14 protein-coding genes and 2 rRNA genes are annotated in these 21,338 nt (G+C 41.4%); 12 read left to right on the top strand and 4 right to left on the bottom strand.

From position 1 onward, the window contains the following. Positions 1-8 precede the first annotated feature (8 nt). Both waaA and BGP78_RS15460 read left to right on the top strand, forming a co-directional pair. The gene (gene waaA, locus BGP78_RS15465) at positions 9-1,283 is read left to right on the top strand and encodes a lipid IV(A) 3-deoxy-D-manno-octulosonic acid transferase (protein ID WP_119862220.1); all 1,275 of its coding nucleotides are present in this window, start codon (positions 9-11) and stop codon (positions 1,281-1,283) included. Next, entirely contained in the window at positions 1,280-1,822 is a 543-nt protein-coding gene (locus tag BGP78_RS15460; RefSeq protein ID WP_119862219.1) for a DUF1415 domain-containing protein, read from the top strand. The genes waaA and BGP78_RS15460 overlap by 4 nt, the downstream gene beginning before the upstream one ends. Before the next feature lie 78 nt (positions 1,823-1,900). Here BGP78_RS15460 and BGP78_RS15455 read toward each other — a convergent pair whose 3' ends face one another. Further along, positions 1,901-4,000 carry a TonB-dependent siderophore receptor gene (locus BGP78_RS15455; RefSeq protein ID WP_119862218.1) on the bottom strand — a complete coding sequence of 700 codons (2,100 nt, stop codon included), beginning with the start codon at positions 3,998-4,000 and terminating at the stop codon, positions 1,901-1,903. Positions 4,001-4,254: 254 nt separating this feature from the next. Here BGP78_RS15455 and BGP78_RS15450 point away from each other — a divergent pair, with 254 nt between their 5' ends. The 8 genes from BGP78_RS15450 to BGP78_RS15415 all read left to right on the top strand — a co-directional run bounded on the left by BGP78_RS15450 (position 4,255) and on the right by BGP78_RS15415 (position 17,599). Beyond that, positions 4,255-4,851, top strand: a complete 597-nt coding sequence (locus BGP78_RS15450; RefSeq protein ID WP_119862217.1) for an acyl-homoserine-lactone synthase — start codon at positions 4,255-4,257, stop codon at positions 4,849-4,851. An 83-nt stretch (positions 4,852-4,934) separates the two neighbouring features. Continuing rightward, positions 4,935-5,681, top strand: coding sequence for a LuxR family transcriptional regulator (locus tag BGP78_RS15445; RefSeq protein ID WP_119862216.1), 747 nt, complete (start codon positions 4,935-4,937; stop codon positions 5,679-5,681). Positions 5,682-5,859: 178 nt separating this feature from the next. After that, positions 5,860-12,243, top strand: a complete 6,384-nt coding sequence (locus tag BGP78_RS15440; protein ID WP_119862215.1) for a type I polyketide synthase — start codon at positions 5,860-5,862, stop codon at positions 12,241-12,243. A 75-nt stretch (positions 12,244-12,318) separates the two neighbouring features. Continuing rightward, entirely contained in the window at positions 12,319-12,741 is a 423-nt protein-coding gene (locus tag BGP78_RS15435) for a PaaI family thioesterase (RefSeq protein WP_010363507.1), read from the top strand. A 1-nt stretch (position 12,742) separates the two neighbouring features. Continuing rightward, positions 12,743-13,534: a thioesterase II family protein gene (locus tag BGP78_RS15430; RefSeq protein WP_182912297.1), complete on the top strand. Its 792-nt coding sequence runs from the start codon at positions 12,743-12,745 to the stop codon at positions 13,532-13,534. Between the two features lie 41 nt (positions 13,535-13,575). Further along, complete coding sequence (locus tag BGP78_RS15425) at positions 13,576-15,282, top strand: GH3 auxin-responsive promoter family protein (protein ID WP_119862213.1); 1,707 nt, start codon at positions 13,576-13,578, stop codon at positions 15,280-15,282. Next, positions 15,279-16,436, top strand: a complete 1,158-nt coding sequence (locus tag BGP78_RS15420) for an alpha/beta fold hydrolase (protein WP_119862212.1) — start codon at positions 15,279-15,281, stop codon at positions 16,434-16,436. Before BGP78_RS15425 ends, BGP78_RS15420 begins: the two co-directional genes overlap by 4 nt. After that, on the top strand, positions 16,433-17,599 hold the full coding sequence (locus tag BGP78_RS15415; RefSeq protein WP_119862211.1) for a mandelate racemase/muconate lactonizing enzyme family protein: 1,167 nt from the start codon (positions 16,433-16,435) through the stop codon (positions 17,597-17,599). Before BGP78_RS15420 ends, BGP78_RS15415 begins: the two co-directional genes overlap by 4 nt. A 105-nt stretch (positions 17,600-17,704) precedes the next feature. On the opposite strand, the gene BGP78_RS15410 is transcribed toward BGP78_RS15415, so the two are convergent. Next, on the bottom strand, positions 17,705-18,421 hold the full coding sequence (locus BGP78_RS15410; protein ID WP_119862210.1) for a response regulator transcription factor: 717 nt from the start codon (positions 18,419-18,421) through the stop codon (positions 17,705-17,707). Positions 18,422-18,610: 189 nt separating this feature from the next. Between BGP78_RS15410 and BGP78_RS15405 the strand changes: the two genes are divergently transcribed. Both BGP78_RS15405 and BGP78_RS22950 read left to right on the top strand, forming a co-directional pair. Further along, on the top strand, positions 18,611-19,525 hold the full coding sequence (locus tag BGP78_RS15405) for a hypothetical protein (RefSeq protein WP_119862209.1): 915 nt from the start codon (positions 18,611-18,613) through the stop codon (positions 19,523-19,525). Between the two features lie 881 nt (positions 19,526-20,406). Beyond that, on the top strand, positions 20,407-20,529 hold the full coding sequence (locus BGP78_RS22950) for a hypothetical protein (protein WP_259386335.1): 123 nt from the start codon (positions 20,407-20,409) through the stop codon (positions 20,527-20,529). Between the two features lie 402 nt (positions 20,530-20,931). Here BGP78_RS22950 and rrf read toward each other — a convergent pair. Together rrf and BGP78_RS15395 are read right to left on the bottom strand one after the other, a co-directional pair. Next, a 5S ribosomal RNA gene (rrf, locus tag BGP78_RS15400) occupies positions 20,932-21,046 on the bottom strand. A 140-nt stretch (positions 21,047-21,186) separates the two neighbouring features. Next, a 23S ribosomal RNA gene (locus BGP78_RS15395) occupies positions 21,187-21,338 on the bottom strand; the annotation flags it as partial.

The raw sequence follows: 21,338 nt of genomic DNA, 5'->3' as shown, positions 1-21,338 counted from the left end.
TGTAACTCATGATCCGCTTCTTATATAGCTGTTTACTCTATATTCTCAGCCCCTTAATTGTTATTTATCTGTATTTTGTCAGAGGTAAAAAAGCCCCTGCATATCGACAGAACTTTACTGAGCGCTTTGCATTCTCACTCACCAATTTACCAAAAAATGCCGTCATATTTCATTGTGCGTCAGTTGGAGAAGTCTTGGCTGCAGTGCCATTGATTTCAGAGTATAAGGCTCGCCATAAAAACGACCACATCATTATCACCTGTAACACTCCGACTGGTCGTCAGCAAGTAAAAGACAGCTTTAAAAACCAGGTCTCTGTGTGCTATTTACCTTTTGACTTTTGGGATTGTGCTAATCGCTTTATCAAGACACTTTCCCCAAAGCTGTTCATTACGTTAGAAACCGAATTATGGTTAAATATTATGACAGCGGCACAAAAGGTAGCGTGCCCAACAGTTGTTATCAACGCCCGACTGTCTGAAAAGTCTTTGCGCGGATATCAAAAAGTACCTCGATTAGCTAAAGTGCTTATGGGTAGCATTGATCATATAGCAAGTCATAGTCGTGAAGATGCTGAACGTTTTATCTGTTTAGGTTTACCTACAGATAAAGTCACCGTTACGGGTTCTATTAAATTTGATATCTATGTCGATGACACTGCCCTGCAACAAGCTGAGCAGCTAAAGTCTGAATTTCGCACTCGTCCCGTTTGGATAGCAGGCTCAAGCCATCCAAAAGAACATGAAAAGCTACTTTATGCACACAAAGAACTGCTAAAAATATATCCAGACACACTATTAATTATCGCGCCAAGGCACCCAGAGCAATTCGAGCCGGTCGCAGACTTACTCTCGCAACAAGGGTTCACTTTCACTCGACGCAGCGAACAAGTCGCTCCGACAAAGCAAGTGATACTTGCTGATACGTTAGGCGAGCTCAAAATGCTGTATGGAAGTGCCGATATCGCATACATTGGCGGAAGCCTCATTAATAGAGGTGGGCATAACCCTTTAGAAGCTGCAGCGTTTAATGTAGGCGTTGTTACTGGCCCCAGTATTTATAACTTTTCACATATCTACCCTGAACTATTTTTACATCAAGGCGCTATTTGTGTTGAAGACCAAGCGGAATTAGCAACTCTATTGATCAGCTTATTAAACGACCCCCACCAGCTTAAAAAACTTGGCTCTAACGCAAAGCGCTGCCTGAATAAAAACCAAGGTGCAATAGAAAAGTCACTACAGGTTTTAAAACATAATTTAATAAAAGAGACAATCTCATGAATGCTCAAGTAAACGCTATGCAACATTGGGTGAGTGCAGTCATAGTTAAATATAACTTTTGCCCATTTGCACGTAAAGAAGTTGAAGAAAACCGCATTCACTATTGTGTATCCGAAAGCACAACACATGATGATGCAGTGATGGATATGTTGGAACAGTGTGCACAACTAACATCGGATCCAGACCGAGAAACAACATTACTCATGTTTCCCGATGGCTTCGCACTTTTTGACGATTTTGTCGATTTAATCGATCTTGCAAACACCATGCTTCGAATTCAAAATTATGAAGGCGTATTCCAAATAGCGACCTTTCATCCAGATTATGTATTTGCTGATAGCGATGACAACGACCCGGCCAATTACACCAATCGAGCGCCTTTCCCCACCCTGCATTTAATTCGTGAAGCAAGCATGTCGCAGGCACTTTCAACATATGATGATCCAGAAAGTATTCCTGAGAACAATATTAAACTTGCACACCGTAAAGGCAAAGCTTTTTGGCAACAGCTATTAACCAGCTGCCACAACCCTCAATAAAGTAACAGCGAAACAATATCTGAAAAAAATGCCCATGTTCACTCAGTGAAACATGGGCATTGTGTTGCCATTCTTTATCTAGAAATCAATATTTATACCAATTGATGGTAAAGGCATATCAGGGAATATATAGTCTTTCTCATAATTGGAGTAATCCGCATTGTATTCAAACTCTTGAATAGAACGATTGCCATACACATTCAATATTTCAAAAAATACGTTCGCTTCTTGACCCCATAGCTTGGTGTTATAATCAACACGTACATCCAACCTATGATACGCACTCAAGGTACTTTCGTTAAAAGGCTCATATACTGGTTGATATAACACAGGCTCAGATTGCGCACTAGCGTTAGGATCATAGATAGGGGTTGATCCTGTCACTTGCGTATAACGTCGGCCGCTTTGATAACGCCATTTAGCACCGACTTGCCATTCATTGCTTATGTCATAGCTGGCAACCATATTAACGACCCAAGGCAGATCAAATGCATAATCAAACTCTTCTCCAGTAACATTGTTTGTTCTGTCTGAGTGTGAATAAGCAATGCTTACCCACCCATACCATTTGTCGCTGTAGTTTTTATTAATAAGTAACTCAGCACCATATGTTTGACCTTCGCCCTCGTTAAAATATCGTGTCGTATTTGGCGCAATCACCTCACCGTAACGACTTGCTTGAGCAGCAGGGTTTGTCACGATCAGATCTTCGAGTTCTTTATAATATAATTGTGCACGTACAGCCCAAATTTCATCGACAACGTAATCATAACCTAATACATACTGAGTCGATTTCTCTTGCTCTAATTCTGGATTACCCAAACTTTCGCTAACAAATGCAAAGTCTTTAAAACCTTGATGATGCCGACCCACACTGAAACTCAGCTTACCTGCGTCTTGAATAGGAAGTGATGCCTTAAATCGAGGCTCTAACAATGACTCATCATTGTAATCATATTTACTGGCATTGACGCCTACATTGATATCTAACTTACCAACCTGTTGGCGCCATTCAACGTAGGCCGAAACCTCATCCAGATCGAGCTCTTCTGAAGTAGAGAATTTAGGGCTAAAGTAACTGGGTGGACACATTTCAAAATCATCGTTACATGGGAAATCTCGTCCTGATGCGTCCATATCAACGGTTTGTAATTGATATTCACCACCAACCATCAATACCCCCAAATCAAAATCATATTCTACCAAGCCTTTTAAACTCAATATGTCTGTATCTGCTTGTAGATTTAATATCTCCCCTTCTCTGGACATATCCTCTTTAGACAAATGATTTAATGCCAGTTTATGACGATATCTATCAAGCTGTCTATCCCAAATAACCCCTTGATTATTATAGCTGAACTCATACAGTTCACCACTTTCTAAATCTGGATTTTTAGCCACATCTCGACTGCCTTCATCGAACTCAGTTTCAATTTTATCGTTGGCTCCGGTTGCAACAAAAGTCAGTCGGTCTTGGTTATTTAAATCCCATACCAACTTAGTTTGATAATCATTGTTCCTTGGAGGCGTGGGATAAGTAAAATCCTCATCTTCAATAAAGTTTTCAATATATAAATGAACCAACGATTCTCGAAATGATACATAATAAGCCATATCATCATTGATCTGACCTTCATGTAAGATAGAAGCGCGAATGAAACTCAGCTCAACATTTGTATTTGACTCAGTGAAACTTGGGTCTCTAAGCTTAGTAACAATTAACCCCCCGTTGGCATCATTAAATTGCGAACTCCACGCACCAGTCTCTAATGAAAAGTTTTCAATGAGCCTAGGGTTATATGTTGATAGACCATCATTGTGAAATGTATAACCGACTTCTAAAAAGTCAGTTTCATAATAGTTATCTTGAGAGCTTGAGCCCCTAATCGCAGGTTCTGCTACTGGCCCCCCTGTCGCTGGTGGCGTTAATATGACACCAGGTAGAGCTTCAATCGCTTTTAAAGGATCATTATTCGCCCCTGGTACTTTTAAAATTTTGCTGCTCGAGAGCTCTAGACCAGACCCCCTAGTTCCCAGTACCTGAATTGTTTCTATTTCATTTTGTGCTTGTACGTTGGCCGCTTCATTTGCGTTTGCCGTCCCTACGATTGCGCCTGATATTGCAAGGGCCAATGTAGAATACACCAAACGATATTGATAATTATTTCTATATGTCATGACAACACCTTAAATAGCTTAAATTGATTGTGTAAAAAACTGCGAGAATTATGAGTCTTTCAACGTATAAAAATAATATATTAAATGTGAAATTTTTGTGCAAAACCTTCTTAACATTAAAATAAACCGCCAACCTGTAAGAAACAACAGGACAATCCGAGAGAAGCTTTCAGGTCATACATTGTTATAAAACCAAGCTCATTAAAAAACAAATTAAGGTGTAATTACTAGCATTGAAAAAAGGGAATAATAAAATGCTAGATAATATAATAAAAAACACATACAACATTAATAAAATAGACACAGATACAAAAAACAAAATACACAAATTAAGATATAATGTATTCTACAAGCAATTAAAATGGGACGTCCCAGTAGTAAATGAACAAGAAATAGATGAATATGACGAATTAAACCCTGTTTTTGTTACTGCTAAAGATCATAGTGGTGAGCTAATGGGTTGTTTAAGAATTTTAAAAACGACTAACAAGTATATGTTAAAAGATACTTTCCCTCAGTTATTAGATAACCAAGCAGCCCCTGAATCAAAGTCCATATTAGAAATTAGTCGCTTTGCCACGCAAAAAAGTGAACATTTATTTGATCCAAATGAAAAGCGCTACGTAACATATAGTGTGTTGCAGCAAGCATACCTGCATGCAATCGAACAAGGAGTGGAAGAGTACGTAATGGTAACAACATGCGCAATAGAGCGTTATCTTAGAATATTGGGTGTACCCACCAGTAGACTAGGGAACGGTTTAAGTATGGACATAGGCGGAGTTAACTCCGTTGCTATTAAAATGAGCATCAATGATGAATTTAAGAATGCAGTTTTTTCAATTCATTAATTAGCGTTCATCCACTCCGTATCGACATCGAACTACCAGAAATATTGGTAGATACTAATGAAGAGCATGATACGGAAGTAAGTATGGATCAAGATATAGCATTTATGATCGAGCGTTGGTTAATGCAGTGCCAACGCGCCTCTACGAAAGCACAGCTAACGCAAATTTTACAATCCATAGTCAAGCAGCTCGACATGGACTATTACCTTATGTGCGTTGTGTCACCTCAACAGCTTAAATCTTCTGATATGTTTGTGATTGATAACTATCCGAGCGATTGGATGTCACATTATGTGGGGAATGATTTAAAGAAAAATGACCCTGTTGTACTCCATGCACAAACCAGCGTTACCCCCATTTTTTGGCAAAATGCCAATATCATTAGTACCACAAACCCTCATGCAGACATAAAAATTATGCAGCAGGCTGCGGACGCAGGGTTAGTCGATGGGATCACTGCACCGATCCGAGGTATGTTTGGTGAGTTTGGCCTTATTAGCATTGCGTCAAAACAACTTATAGATCTCGATAAATATATAAATTTAAATCAAATATTATTGAGTATAACCCCATATTTATATGAAGCATCAAACCGTTTAAAAATAAACAATAGCCCAGCAAACAAAATAGAACTAACAAGTAGAGAGTCTGAATGCATGGAGTGGGTAATTGAAGGGAAAACAGCTTGGGAAACAGCTCAAATATTAGGGATATCTGAAAGAACAACGAATTTCCATGTCAATAATGTTATAGAGAAAACAAGTTCATCAAATAGACAACAAGCAATAGCTAAACTCTTAATCTCAGGATTATTAAAACCGGTAATTTAAACAAGTAACTCATACCTGTTATAAATACTAGGTTTGGTTAAAAAAACACAACAAAACTAAATATACGCAATAATTAAACAAAAAATCGACAGTACCGAATTTATTATTAATACCAATCAGAAACGAATAAGAATTACATTCTGATAAAACTTAATAATATAAATAATTGGGAACTGTTATGAATAAATCTAACCAAATAGCTATTATCGGTGTCGGCTGTCGATTTCCAGGGAAGGCCAACTCAGCAGAACAACTTTGGAATAACGCAAAAAAAGGAATTGATGCGATATGTGATGTGCCAGGATCTCGATGGGACGTTCGTAAATACTACAGTGAGAATAGAAAAAAACCCGGTAAAACATATGCAAAACAAGGTGGGTTCCTCTCACAGCGTTTAGACACTTTTGACCCACTGTTTTTCAATATATCTCCTAAAGAAGCGGATGTAGTCGATCCGATGCAAAGACTGCTGCTTGAAGTGAGCTGGGAAGCAATCGAAGATGCTGGGGTAACTTCTGACGCTATACAAAAAGTGAAGACCGGTGTCTTTGTTGGCGGCTTTGCTATCGACAATAAAACGATTCAATTAGACAGTCAAAATATCTATAACATTGACTCTCAAACACCATTTGGCGTAACGCACGCACTTCTATCTAACCGTCTATCTTATGTCTATAACCTAACGGGCCCTAGCATGTCGATTGACACTGCCTGTTCAGCATCTATGACTGCACTACATTATGCGGTACAAAGCCTGCGTCAAGGTGACTGTGAACTAGCCATGGTGGGCGGCGCAAATACCATGATGACGCCACATTATCCACTTACTATGAGCAAGGGACAATTTTTGTCTCATCATAGTCGCTGTAAAGCATTTGATGCAGATGCCGCTGGCTATGTGCGCTCAGAAGGCGCAGCAATTTTATTGCTAAAACCGCTCGAAAAAGCAATCAGCGACGGCGACGATATATACGCTGTCATATGCGAAACAGGTGTAAATCAAGACGGGCAAACAACGGGGATCTCCCTTCCAAATCCAGAATCTCAACAAGCCTTGTTAGAAGAGGTTTACGGTAAAGCTGGCGTCACCTCTGAAGATTTAAGCTATATCGAAGCACACGGAACAGGCACTAAAGCGGGCGATCCACTTGAGATAAAAGCAATAAGCTCCGTATTAGCAGAACGTCCGTTAGATAATCCTTGCTTTGTTGGTTCCATTAAAACCAACATAGGTCACACAGAAGCAGCATCAGGTGTCGCGGGATTAATTAAAGCCGCAATGACAGTAAACCGCAAAGAGGTTGCACCTAACTTACACTTTAATTCCCCAAATCCAGAGATTCCATTTGACCAGCTCCCGATCAAAATTCCAACAGCCGTTCACCAACTAGACAAAGATAAAGTGCACTTTGCAGGTGTTAACTCATTCGGTTATGGAGGCAGTAACGGACATGCACTGTTGCGCTCCCTGTCAGAAAAAGAGCAAAAACAAACTAACCAACCAAAAAGCAGAAATAGCGACTTTATTGATGGGCCTTATATAGTGCCGCTTTCAGCCAAATCTGACAAAGCGCTTTATCAAGTAGCGCAGCGGTTACTCGATTTTCTAGAAGCGCCAGAACGCACAGAGCAACCCGCTAGCCTCTCAGATATCATATATACCTTGTCACAAAAGCGAGACATATTGAACATCAGAGCTGCATTTGTAGTAGGCAGCTTAGATGATTTAATTGAACAGCTTGCTGATTACTTAGACGAGCAGCCTCACCCTGCATCCGCTACTGGAACCAGCCATGAAAAATATGATGGTATAAACCTGATTTGTACAGGGATGGGACCACAATGGTGGCGTATGGGTCGCCAGCTTTATGAAAATAATCATATTTTTAGAGCCAGTATTGAACGCTGTGACATCGTATTTAGTGAAATTGCAGGCTGGTCTGTCAAAGAGGAGCTTTTAAAAGACCAAGAGAGCTCGCGAATGCATGAAACTCAGGTCGCCCAACCTGCCAACTTTGCCATTCAAGTCGCATTATATGATGTCTTAGCTGCATACGGGATCAAAGCATTAAGCGTTATTGGTCATAGCGTTGGTGAAGTCAGCGCCGCCTATATTTCAGGTGCTTTATCATTAGAAGATGCGTGTAAAGTCAGTTATCACCGCAGCCGCTTACAACAAACCTGTGCAAAAGAAAACGGCTCAATGCTCGCTATTGGCTGCTCGGTTGAAGAATTTAGTACTTGGCAAACGTCCTACCCAGAAATAGAAATCGCCGCCGTCAATGGTCCAAAAACGATAACCGTCGCTGGTGATAAAACTCAACTAGAGCACCTTGAGGCTCAGTTGGTATCTAAAGACATTTTTGCACGACTACTCGCTGTAGAAATTGCTTACCATAGCCACTATATGGACACGATCAAAGCTGATATTTTTTCTTCTTTGAATGACATTACCCCGCGTAAAACAAGTATTCCTCTTATCTCTACTGTGACAGGACAACATATAGACGGAGAATCATTAGGTGCCGAGTACTGGTGGAAAAATGTTCGTCAAGCAGTTCTATTTGCAGATGGACTGCAAACCTTACTCACAGGCAATGATGCACCTGTCATGGAAATTGGCCCTCACCCAGTATTAAAGAGTGCAATAAAAGAAGGACTTAATATTGCCGAAGACAGCCGCCTACAATTAGCTTCTCTGCACAGAAAAGAACAAGAAGAGCACTATTTCTTTAAACAGCTTGCGCAGTTTATCTGCCAAGGTGGACAACCCAATTGGGAAGCACAGTTTGATCACACAGCCCGTTTCATTCGCTTACCAAATTACCCTTGGCAACGTGATACATACTGGCGCGAAACTCAGCTTTCACTTGAAAAACGTCACGGTCGCGCAGGCTACATTTATTTAAATGAACGCATGGACCGCCTAGAACCAACATGGCAAGTAGAGTTAAACCCTTACCTTATTCCATATCTGCATGATCACAAGGTGCACGATACAGTTGTTTATCCAGGTGCAGGGCTTATTGACAGTATGCTGTGTGCTGCAACAGAAGCAACGGGAGACACTGTACTCACATTAGAAGATATTAAAATAGAAAATATGCTGACCGTGGATGATAATCACGTCACCAGAATGGAAACCAGCTTTAACCCGACAACACAGCAACTCAATATTGCATCACGAAACGTTGCTGACGAAAATGATAATTGGAAACCAATCGCGTCGTCGAGGCGTTTAACGCAAACCTTACCAATGAGTCCTGTCGATTTTGCACAGATAACACAAACCATTAAGCAAACTTATGATGTACATACTTTCTATGACCAGTGTCGCAACGCAGGCTTAGATTACGGCCATTACTTTCAATCAATACAGTCACTCAAAGTATCTGAAGAGGCTGTACTCGCTGAGGTCAGGTGTGTTGAGGAAGTCCTCAATGAAGTGGATCAGTATCGTGTCCATCCAACATTGCTTGATGCTGCATTTCAGTCTCTATTAACCATTACAGGACTTGAAAAAGCCTTTATTCCTGTTTCTATAGCAAAGCTGACGCTCATACAACAAAGTGTACACACTGGTTATTGCTACGCCGTTATGCGTAAGCAATCAAAACGCAGTGTACATTGTGATATTTATCTATTTGACGAATCAAAACAGCCCGTAATGCAGATCGAAGGACTGCATTGTATGGCGGTTGAAAGTAACGAGCAAAATAACGAAGTAAATAACCCTCATAATTATCACTATGAATGGTTAGCACAACACGCTGAAAAGCAAAGAAATGCCGTAAGTGTTCCTATCGCAATACTCAGCGATGGTTCTCTACTTGCACAATCTTTAAAAGCTCACGCCATTGAGCTAGGTATGCAAGTACTGACCCTTGATGCTGGTGAAACATATAAAAAACATGGTTTTAGTCACTTTACGGTAGATCCTGCAGCGCAAACAAGCATTGAAAAAGCGATTGAAAACTGCCCATTTATTGAACCAAGAGTGATCATTGATTTATGGTCAAGCCACCTTGACAATACAGGAGAGTTTAATGCATACGAAGTCAGTCAGCATGCATATGCATTGCGCAACACCGTAGAAGCATTAAACAGTCATTATCCTCAGCATGAAATTGAGTTATTTAAGGTCACTCGCAACGGTCAAATTAACGAACTTTCAACGCACACTGATACGTTTAACTTCTCGGCCTCACCGATAGCCGGGCTTGCACCGAGTATTGTCAACGAATACCCAAATATTTTATGCAAAAGTATCGATTTCGGTGATGTAGAACAAGCTCAGATACTGACCTATTTGTTTAATGAAGTTGAAGACACACTCAAAGAAACAGAAATCCGGTTTGATAAAGACGGACGATTTGTTCGACGTATCACACCCACTTCAAGTCAGTTAGATGATACCAGCAAAGTAGTAACAACAACTGATGATCCCATAAACCTTATACAAACAGAGGTCGGCCAAGCAAGCAGCATAGAGTACAGTTTAATTGAACGAAGCAGCCCACTAGATAATGAAGTTGAAATACGCGTCATGGCAAGTGGTGTCAACTACAAAGATATCTTAAAGGTACATAACCGTATTTCAGAGTTCGTCACAGAAAACACCTATTTTGGAGATGAGCTTGGTATGGAGATCGCAGGTGTTATTACACAAGCAGGTAAAAATACAGCCTGGGAAGTCGGCGATGAAGTTGTCGCATTTTATGATAAAGGGGCATATCGCAGCTACATTACCACCGCAGATCAATTTATTAGCAAAAAACCGGCACATTTAAGCTTTGCCGAGAGCGTCAACTATATGGGGTATGTGACCGCTTACCAAGGCCTGATACATCTCGCGAGATTAACACAAGGAGATAAAGTACTCATTCATAACGCCACTGGTGGTGTTGGATTAGCAGCTGTTCATATTGCGCTTAGCAATGGCGCTGAAGTATTTGCTACTGCGGGCAGTGATGATAAGCGTCAGTACTTGAAATCTCGCGGAGTTTCACACGTGTTTGATTCACGTTCATTGTCTTTTTTCCAAGATATTAAGACTGTGACAGATAACTATGGTGTAGATGTCGTACTAAACGCCAGAGACGGAGAGATACTACAAAAATCAGTTGAATTGCTCGCGCCATTTGGTCGCTTTGTCGAAATAGGTAAAAAAGACATTGCTGACAACTCTGGCTTGGCAATGCGCTGCTTTAATGAAAACTTACAATTCAACTCATTAGATATTGACCGCATTATGGTTCAGCGTCCAACGCAATTCCAAGCTCTAATGGATGAAGTCTCTGAATTCTTGAGCAGTCAAAACAGCTTTATCGTGCCTTGTAAGTCATTCTCAGTAACTGACACTCAGGAAGCGCTAAGATACGTCGCTCAATCCCAACATATAGGAAAAGTCGCGATAGATTTTGATACACAGTCTATTTCAGTGAGCAAACCTCAAAACAGAACATGGCTAACGAGCAACAGCACCTACTTAATCACAGGTGGTACCGCTGGGTTTGGTCTACGCCTAGCCAAACAATTAGCCGATTGGGGAGTAAAACGTCTCGTATTAGTCAGCCGCAGTGGCCGTGTTGGCGATGCTGACAAAGGGGTCATTGAGCATATAGAACAACTCGGATGTGAAGTCTATGTCGATAGCGTCGACATTACCGATATCAAGGCAGTAACCACGCTTATTCATACTATTGATAATGCACACACCCCACTAAAAGGGATCATTCACAGTGCAGCCGTGCTTGATGATGATAATTTAGCGCAGTTAACACCTGAACGGTTCACGAAAGTGCTTGAGCCAAAAGCATTGGGCGCGGTCAATCTGCACAAAGCAACCAGTCATTTAGCAAAAGAACAAATTGAGAGCTTTGTCATGTTCTCATCACTTTCTTCAATGATTGGTAACCCAGGTCAAGCAAATTATATTGCTGCAAATGCGTTCTTAAATACACTGGCTCAGCATAGACAAAGTTTAGGTCTGGCCGCTACTACCATAAACTGGGGTGCCCTCGCGGATGCCGGAATGGTTGCGCGAGATAATACCGTAAAACAGATACTAGCCGAGCAAGGGGTCTATGGTGTTCATAACGAATATGCCTTTAGCCAGTTAGATGAAGCGCTTAGTGCCAAAAAAGTGATGTGCGGTATTATGGACGTCGAATGGCCACTTTGGTTCAACGTCAACAAACCATCGAAAAGCTCCGCTCGATTCAGCTTACTGCTTGAGCAGTTCGCTCAAAAAGACGCGGATTCCCCAGCCCTGCGATTCCAAAAAGCCCTTGATGAGCTGCCGAACTTAGAAAAGCGCGCTCTATTGGTTGAGAGCCTAAAAGAGCAGATATCGGCACTGCTTAATTACCCCATTGAACAAATAGACGCAAAGGTAAGCATTACGTCGCTCGGTGTCGACTCACTGATGACCCATGAGCTAAGCAAGCGCATATTTGTCAATCTAGGTCTATCAGTGTCTGGCATGGTCTTACTGGCTGGCCCAAGCATTGAGCAACTAGCAAAACAAGCGCTGGACGAGCAATTGGCTCAAGCCGCTTAAAGTATTAGGCGGCACTGTGTGCCGCCCTACCCAAACCACTTAATAACAATACAAAATAAAATAAAGGATATAGCTATGACTGGTCTAAATCTCGTTAACCATATGCTCAACAGTGACGTAAATAAAGCAAGTATTATCGATTACTTCCCATTCAGTGATGGACGTGCTCTTCCTGGTGAAGTCTCTGTGACGGTCACCCCTACAGACGCCCACTTAAATGCCAATGGCACAGTGCATGGGGGTTATGCCGCCACAATGCTGGATTCTGTCACAGCCCTTGCAATTCAAACATTGCAAGGATCAAATGCGACCGTCGGTACCGTCAGTTTAACGTTAAATTACATCAGAGCAATTCCCCCTCACACACCGCTAAAAGCGATTGGCAAAGTATCGTCAATGACAAAGACCCATGGTTTCTCAGAAGGTCAGCTTGTTGATACTGAAGGGGAAATCTGTGCAACAGCAAAGGCTTGCTGTGTCTTGGTACATGGGAGCTAACATGACTAACTCTCTTCACTCTCGACAACATCGTCGCTGGTTTGAGTACTTTGGCTCTGACATCAGTGCTGACGCAACATTATTCTGCTTTCCCTTTGTTGGAGGCAATGAGCATAACTATACAAAATGGTGCGACAAAATAAATTCACACTTTGACGTCGCAGCCCTAAAAATGCCAGGGCGTCCTAGCAGAAGCCGTGAAGGGTTCCCTGAGCAGGTAGCCGATTTAGTTAACCCAATCGTCGAACAGCTTGTGAACTACCCAAAGCCCTTTGCAATATTTGGCCACAGCATGGGGGGCTTATTAGCATTTTTGGTGACCGCGGCATTGAATCAAAGAGGCGTCAGCACATTAGGCACATTTATATCTGCCAGACCGGCACCGCAACTGAGTATTTTAAAACGCCGTGCCCATTTGCCAGAGCCTGCGCTTATCAATGAACTTCGCGCGCTCGGAGGCACGCCAGAAGAAGTGCTAAAAAATACTGAGCTTATGCAAAGTGTTTTACCCATTATTCGTGCTGACTATCATTTGTTAGAGCAGTTTTCATACAGTGGTCAAGCAGATGCCATAACACAACCATTAGAAATTATTGCAGCAATACAGGACAAGTTAGTCTCAGATACGCAAATAAACGCATGGAAACAATTGCCGCTTAAACAACTCAATCAATTCGATATAGAAGGAGAACACTTTTATTTAAACCAGCACCCAGACGCGTTATTCGAATACATCAATACCAAGCTCAGCAATGCATTATCTGAGATAAACCAATTTGCATGCGCCAGCTAAACACTGACCAATTAATGACTAACTTATAAGGATGAATTAGGATGAGAAAAAACACACCCAATGATGCTGCGGCTCAATTCATGGCCCAAGGTCAGGAACTGATGAATGCGTTTATGTCTGGTGCACATAACTGTAGGCAAACGCAACTGGATTTACTGCGCTCAATTTTACAAAAACATGGCCACACTCAATTCGGTACTGATCATAACTTTGATGACGTTGTCACGTATGATAATTATCGTAACCAAGTGCCACTTCAAGACTATGATTCACTCTATCCCTATATGGAAAAACACTTGCAAGGGATACCGGACCAATTAGTCAGTGGCAACCCTTGCTATTACGCTACAACAAGCGGCTCAACTGGAGAGCCAAAATATATTCCAGTTACAACAGAGCAACGATCTGGGGCTCATAAAGGCTCAGCAATGTTATGGTCTTATTCATTAGCCTGTAACTCTCCTGAAGCAATGCAAGGTAACTGGGTCGTTATCGTCTCACCCGCAGTCGAGGGATATGCACCGGACGGCACACCGTTTGGATCGACCTCTGGGCAATACGTCAAAGATTTAGATCCGGCAATAAAAGCAAAATATTCAATCCCCTATGAAGTATACGAAATAGCAGATTATGACGCCCGCTACTACTGTATTTTGCTGCTTGGTTTAGCCGACAATAACGTGAGTTTAGTCTCCTCAACCAACCCATCAACTCTAAGCCTGCTTTGCAACAAAGCCGATGACATGAAAGAACGCTTAATAAATGATATTAGGCTCGGGATCCTCGACACAACGTTAGTGCTACCTGAAGCCATCAGAAAACTGGTTGAAGACAGGCTAACTCCGAACCCTGAACGCGCCAACTACTTAGAGCAATGTATTGAACAAGATGAGGAGCATAAACTTCGTCCAATCCACTATTGGCCAGATCTAGAGGTTGTTGCAACCTGGACCGGCGGTAACTCAGCCACCTTTATTGATAAAATGCAGGCATGGTATGGCAAAGTGAATATCAAAGATTTGGGGTATTTAGCATCAGAAATACGAGGCTCAGTTCCCCTAGATTTAAATAGAGGTGACGGGGTACTCACCATCGAAGACAACTTCTTTGAATTTATCCGTACTGATGACATTGATAATGCGCACCCCAAAACATATCTCGCTGACGAAATTGAACTAGGCAGCCAATACTACTTATTCTTTACCAATAAGGCTGGTTTATATCGTTACAATATCAATGACATAGTTCAGGTTACTGGTTTTGTTGGCAATACGCCGAAAATTGTTTTTGTACAAAAAGGTAAAGGGATCACCAATATAACGGGTGAGAAAATATATGAAAAACAAGTAATCGATGCTGTTAAACATGCCGAGTTTGACTGCCAAATTCAGGTTAATTTTTATCATTGTCATGCCGATTTACAAAGCACTCAATATAAACTCTATGCCGAATTTGAACCAGGATATAGCACGCAAGAGCATGCCGAATTTGCTGATGCATTTGAGCTTCATTTACAAAAGCTCAATCTAGAATATAAAACCAAACGAGAGTCTTTACGCCTCCAACCAGCAGCTGTACATAGCCTGTCATTTGGCGCTCTCGAAAAGTTTAAACGCGCACGAATTGCCGGGGGAGTTCGTGAAGCACAATTCAAAACGGTCCCACTTAGTATGGACAAAAGTCTTTTAGCCTCATTCACAGTAGAAACCATTTACCAAAGCTTAAGTATTAAGGAATCAGCAGCATGAAAATCATCACAACACAGTTAAGTGCACTTCTTTTAGGATTATCTATTACCGCAGCAACACATGTTAATGCTGAACCAGTGAAAAACGGCCCATCAGCAAGTAATAGCTCTATACAAGTTGAGGCCAACAATAGCTATGCTCAAAGCCTCTATTCACCATTTGATCTGTTAAATTTAACAGGGCAAGAATATACGCTGAAATTAAATGACATTGAACTTTCTGAACAAGCTCAACGCCCTTTAATGTATGACATTTCATACACAAAGTGGACGCCATGGCGTAGTAATGGACAAACCATTATATACAACCATGGTTTTCAATCACATAAAGACTGGTTTAATTTTACAGCTGAGTATTTATCGGTATTGGGTTACACCGTTTATGCTTTTGACCGTATCGGCTCAGGCCGGTCATCAGGCGGGATCACCTTGCACAAGGATCTAAACAATACAACTCAACCTGTAATACAGCCAGGTCATATAAATAATTGGAAAACATGGACATGGACACTTGACCAAGTCGTAACGCTTGCTCATCAAGAGATACCTGAAAATTCGATTACAATTTGGGGCAACAGTTTTGGTGCACATATTGTCACCGCATATATGAACCAATATGCCCCGAGCAATGTGTCACAGGCCGTATTTACGACCCCTGGTTTATTCGTTGATTTACCTTTACCCTTCACGTTAGAAGAGTTTGTAACGAAACAACCATACGACTACTTCCCTTCAAGTATTCCAGAAACAGAAGGCGATCAAGGGGGTAACTACTTCACACAAGATCCAATTTATTTATGGTCAATCCGCCATGATCAGCGCTCTTTACGAGATGTTACACAAAGCTTTTATTATGCGGTCGTTGGCATAGGCCAATATAATTTAAGTAGAGAAGCAATGAATAATGATCCGCTTAGCAACTACCCAAGGTTCTACTTACTTGCTGAACAAGACACCATGATGAATAACACGAAAACCCTTGCATACATTAACCGCTCACCAGAAAACGCTGTAGCAAAGTTTTATCGTGCCTTGGACAATAAACACTTCATTAGTTTCAGCAGTGATATGGAGCAAGCCGTCTTAGATATCCATAACTTTCTAAATGACCGCGACATCGATGAACAAGAAGTATTGGAGTATATCGAGCAATGAAAATTATAGCCTGTCGCCTTCGTGAGACACATATTCCATTTAAAGTCAGCTTTAAGCATGCGCTACATACCCGTAAAGAGGTTCAAGGCATTATTTTAGAAGTTGAATTAAGCGACGGTCTGATTGGCTATGGTGAATGTCTTCCTCGTGACTATGTCACGGGGGAGACACACCAAAGTGTCATCTCGGCTCTGTCAGATATAGTTCTACCTGCACTATTAAATAAATCGTTTTCAAGTTTCGGTGAGCTCAAACAGTGGCTCCACTCATTCTTTGAAGTACATAACATAAATAACCGTCAAACCTGTGTTTTGGCCATTACCGAGCTCGCGCTTCTTGATGCATTTGCAAAATCGACACAGTCTTCGGTTTATAAGCTATTTAGTTCAGATACTACTACACACGCAATGCCTGATATTCGTTATAGTGGTACTTACTCATTGGGCTCCCATGAAGCATTTAAGCGATACCAAAGTGTCTATGACCAACTATCGTTGAAACAATTTAAAGTAAAAGTCGGCACAGATCTAGACGCTGAGTTAGCACTGATAGATAAAATTCGTAGTGCTAATTCAGGTGATATTGAAATACGTTTAGACGCCAATGGTGCCTGGGATTTAAACCAAGCTATTGATGCACTTAAAAAATTCGCTGACAAAGGGGTTGTTTGTTGTGAGCAACCCATGCCCGTTGAGTTAAAAGCAGCATATCCAGAATTAGTCTCGAAGCTTAAAGGCACTATGGACATATGTATAGATGAGTCACTGTGTCATTATGACGATGCACTTTGGTTTGCTGAAAATGCTGGCGCAACAGTATTTAATTTAAGAGTATCGAAGCTTGGCGGCATCTCAGCGTGTTTAGCAATTGCAAAAATAGCACAAGCGCATAACATTGATTGCCAACTTGGCGCGCAAGTTGGTGAAACCGCGATTCTCACAGCCGCAGGGCATACACTGGCGAAACTTCTACCAAAGTGTCGATTTTATGAAGGCGCATTTGGTACATACTTACTGGAACAAGATATTACACATCCAAGTGTCATGTTCGCTCATGCAGGTAAACTCCCGATGTCACTATTGAAGGAAAATGCTGGCTTTGGTATTGAGGTTGGTCAAGACTTAATCTCAAAGGTTACCTATCAATCACATAACTTCTCTTAAGAAACACATAAAAAAAGAGCATGGATAACATGCTCTTTTTGCCGAGTGGCTTAATCACTCGCTCCAATCGGGCAGATTGGATCCCAGGGAAACTCTTCGTTGTAATTAATGCGCTTGCTGCAACAGCTTAAAACCATGTCCATGAATAGTATGGATAAGCGGAAATCCAAACGGCTTATCTAACTGCCTTCTTAAATGATACATATGAGAACGCAAGACATCTGTTGTCGGGGGCTCATCTCGCCATAGGTCCCACTCCAGTTCCTGTTTTGCAACAACGTTCGGGGAACTTTTTAATAATTTTTTTAATATTTGAAAACCAGTTTGAGTCAGCTTTACTTCTTGGCCATCACGTAATACTTGACGATTTTTTATATCAAGTCTCAATGGGCCAAGAGTCAAAATGCTATGTTCATCACTTTGAGTTCTGCTCGCTATCGCATTAAGTTTTGCTAACTGCTCTCTAACCGGCGTTAATTCACAATATACGTCGTCCACGCCTTGGCGGTATAAGTTAAGTCGCTCATCTAAGTTGAGCTTGTGTGAGTAACTATAAAAAATCACTAACTTTCGAGGTAAATGAGAGCGTACTTGGGTCACGAGTTTAGTCCCAGTTCCGCCAATTAATTTATCTGAGACAAAAATAAAATCGAACACATGTTCAGACAACAAGTGCATTGCAGTCAAAAAATTTCCCGCATAATCAACCGTAACTCCAGCAAATTCAAGCTCATTCAATAAGCTTTCAGAAAGTACGTCATCGCTATAAGCAACAAGTACTCTTGTTGCACTGCTTAAAGACCTAAAGTTTAACTCTGTCATAAGTGATATTCCCGTTGTTCCTTGATGTGTGTCATATTTAACCGTGCCTGATAAAATACAACAATCGCTGTTCTTCCAATCACTACCCTGTCAGTTTTAACAGGGTAAATTTCGGCTGACTTTTTTAAAATTGTCATGAAATTGAAAAGTAGGTCCAATAAGGCCGAAAAAACCTGAACAGGCGAAATTATGAAGGAAACAGCTTTAAACCAAACGCAAATGCTGATTTGTCAGCGCTTATTTACTCGCGCTGCAACATTAGTCAACCGTCCAGGCTGGCGACAAGCTATGAGCATAAGTAATGCCAAAGAAACATTAACTATTTGTTCGGGTGCACAACCGAATTTACTAAACGACTTATTAAGTAACCCCCCCGCCTCACACGCGCATCATCAATTATGGATGGTACTTGCTATTCCTTTATCTATGTCTGATATCGAGCAGCTGAAATTGTTCGGCATAAATCATATATATGCTCTCAGCTCTTGGTTTAATAGTGCCGAGATTAACCTAAGTATCAAACAGGCAGCTCTAAAGGGGATCTCCTATACAATCTTACCCGACCCATTATGTGAACGCCTGAATTTTGGTCGTAACCATCTGATGCAACGTCTTAGACCTTGGTATCTGAACAGCCAAAGTATTACTGCGCAAGGGCATATCGAACCTATACTAAATGCAGATAAAGGTGGGTACTTTAAACATTTTCTGCAACGTTTCGATAACTGCATTCTTCCTTGGGCTTACAGAAATACAATTTCAAACTCTTCACTTAACATTATGTTTGAAAAGCCCCAACATTCACATATTAGCCTTGTGGACTCTAAAGGTAAGACGATTCTAAATATAGCAACAACATTAACATCGGCAGAACAAGCTGCTGCGTTAAACAACTTTCATGTAAACCAGAACTATGGGGAAGTCTGCCTAGATGGATCATTAACATTGAGCCACATATTAAGCAGTCAAAATATGTTAGATGAATCACAGCAGGCGTTACAATCTGAAGGTGATCAGACAAAATATGATGTCCTTGGCCAATCAATACTGCAAACGACAACATTTACGCCAGAAAATGCATTTTATACGAGTAACGATAAGTAAAAATATGATTTTAAAGCAATAAATAACGATTTTGCAAAGAAGTCTTTTGACTAAATGGCACTCACCCTAAGTTAAAACTCCGTCTCCCTGAACTAGTTTCAGGGTCCATGGTTTTCATCACCTTTAAGAAGTGAAAAAAGTGTACCAATCACAACAGCAAGCATGAGTGTTATGGATCCTGACCTTCGTCAGGAAGACAACGGTGTGGGCGAAATCAAAACATCCGCTCTAAATACAAAACTCCGTCTCCCTGAATTCATTTCAGGGTCCATGATTTTCGCTACCTTTTAGAAGTACGGAAAGGTATGAAAATAACAATGCTAAGCATGAGTGTTATGGTTCCTGAACTGCGTCAGGAAGACAGCAGTAAGCATAGACGTTATGGATCCTAACCTTCGTCAGGAGGGCTATGTATTAGAGCTCAGAAGCTTGTGATAATTACAATGGTAAGCAAGACGTTATGGATCCTGACCTTCGTCAGGAAGACAACGAGGTGAGCGAAATCAAAACCCCGCCTCTAAATATAAGACGACCGTCTCCCTGAATTCATTTCAGGGTCCATGGTTTTCACTGCCTTTTGCGAGTACAGAAAGGTGTGAAAATAACAATGCTAAGCATGAGTGTTATGGATCCTGAGCTGCGTCAGGAAGACAACAGTAAGCATAGACGTTATGGATCCTGACCTTCGTCAGGAAGACAATGAGGTGAGCGAAATAAAAACCCCGCCTCTAAATAAAAACCTCCGTCTCCGTGAGCTGGTTTCAGGGTCCATGCCTTTCACTGTACTTTAGGAGTACAGAAAGGTATGAAAATAACAATGCTAAGCATGAGTGTTATAGATCCTGACCTTCGTCAGGAAGACAGCAGTAAGCATAGACGTTATGGATCCTAACCTTCGTCAAGAAGACAATGGGGTGGAGTATGAAGTCTGTGATAATAACAGCAGTAAAAGTATGAGTGTCATGGGTCCTGACCCTTGTCAGGAAGACAAAGCAGTGAGGTAAATTCGTTTCTCTGGATCCTGACCTGTGTCAGGAAGACAACGAGGTGAGCGTAATAAAAACTCAGCCCCTAAATAAAAACCTCCGTCTCCCTGAATTCATTTCAGGGTCCATGGTTTTCGCTGCCCTTGGGAACACAGGAGTGTGTAAAAATAACAATGGCAAGCATCAGTGTAATGGCTCCTGACCTTCGTCAGGAATACAAAAGGGCCCGCGTAATAAAAAAGCCGCGTCTAAAGACAAAACTCCGTCTCCCTGAATTCATTTCAGGGTCCATGCTTTTCACTACCCTTCATGCATCACGACCTGACCCCCTTCCTAACCCCATTTTTCTCAAGTCCCTTTCCTAAACCACAAATAGCAAAAAACCCGTCGCATCTCTGCAACGGGTTTCTCTAATTTAATGCCTGGCAATGTTCTACTTTCACATGGCAACTGCCACACTATCATCGACGCTGTTTCGTTTCACTTCTGAGTTCGGCATGGGGTCAGGTGGGTCCAAAACGCTATTGTCACCAAGCAAATCTGGTGTGTTAACTCGCTACTGCAAGCTAACTAAATCTGGAATTCTGATAAATATTAGTCAATCTATGACCAATTCTGTAAAACGCTACTTTAGTAACACTAACTTCTGTCGCTTATAAACCACTTTGGCGTTGTATGGTTAAGCCTCACGGGTAATTAGTACTGGTTAGCTTAACATGTCACCATGCTTCCACACCCAGCCTATCAACGTTGTAGTCTCCAACGGCCCTTCAGAGAGCTTATAGCTCTAGTGAGAACTCATCTCGAGGCCTGCTTCGCGCTTAGAT

Origin of the sequence: Pseudoalteromonas sp. MSK9-3 (assembly GCF_003590335.1) — a bacterium.
Taxonomy (GTDB): domain Bacteria; phylum Pseudomonadota; class Gammaproteobacteria; order Enterobacterales; family Alteromonadaceae; genus Pseudoalteromonas.
The sequence above is the reverse complement of the archived record's forward strand: the minus strand, read 5'-3'. Positions and strand labels throughout refer to the sequence as shown.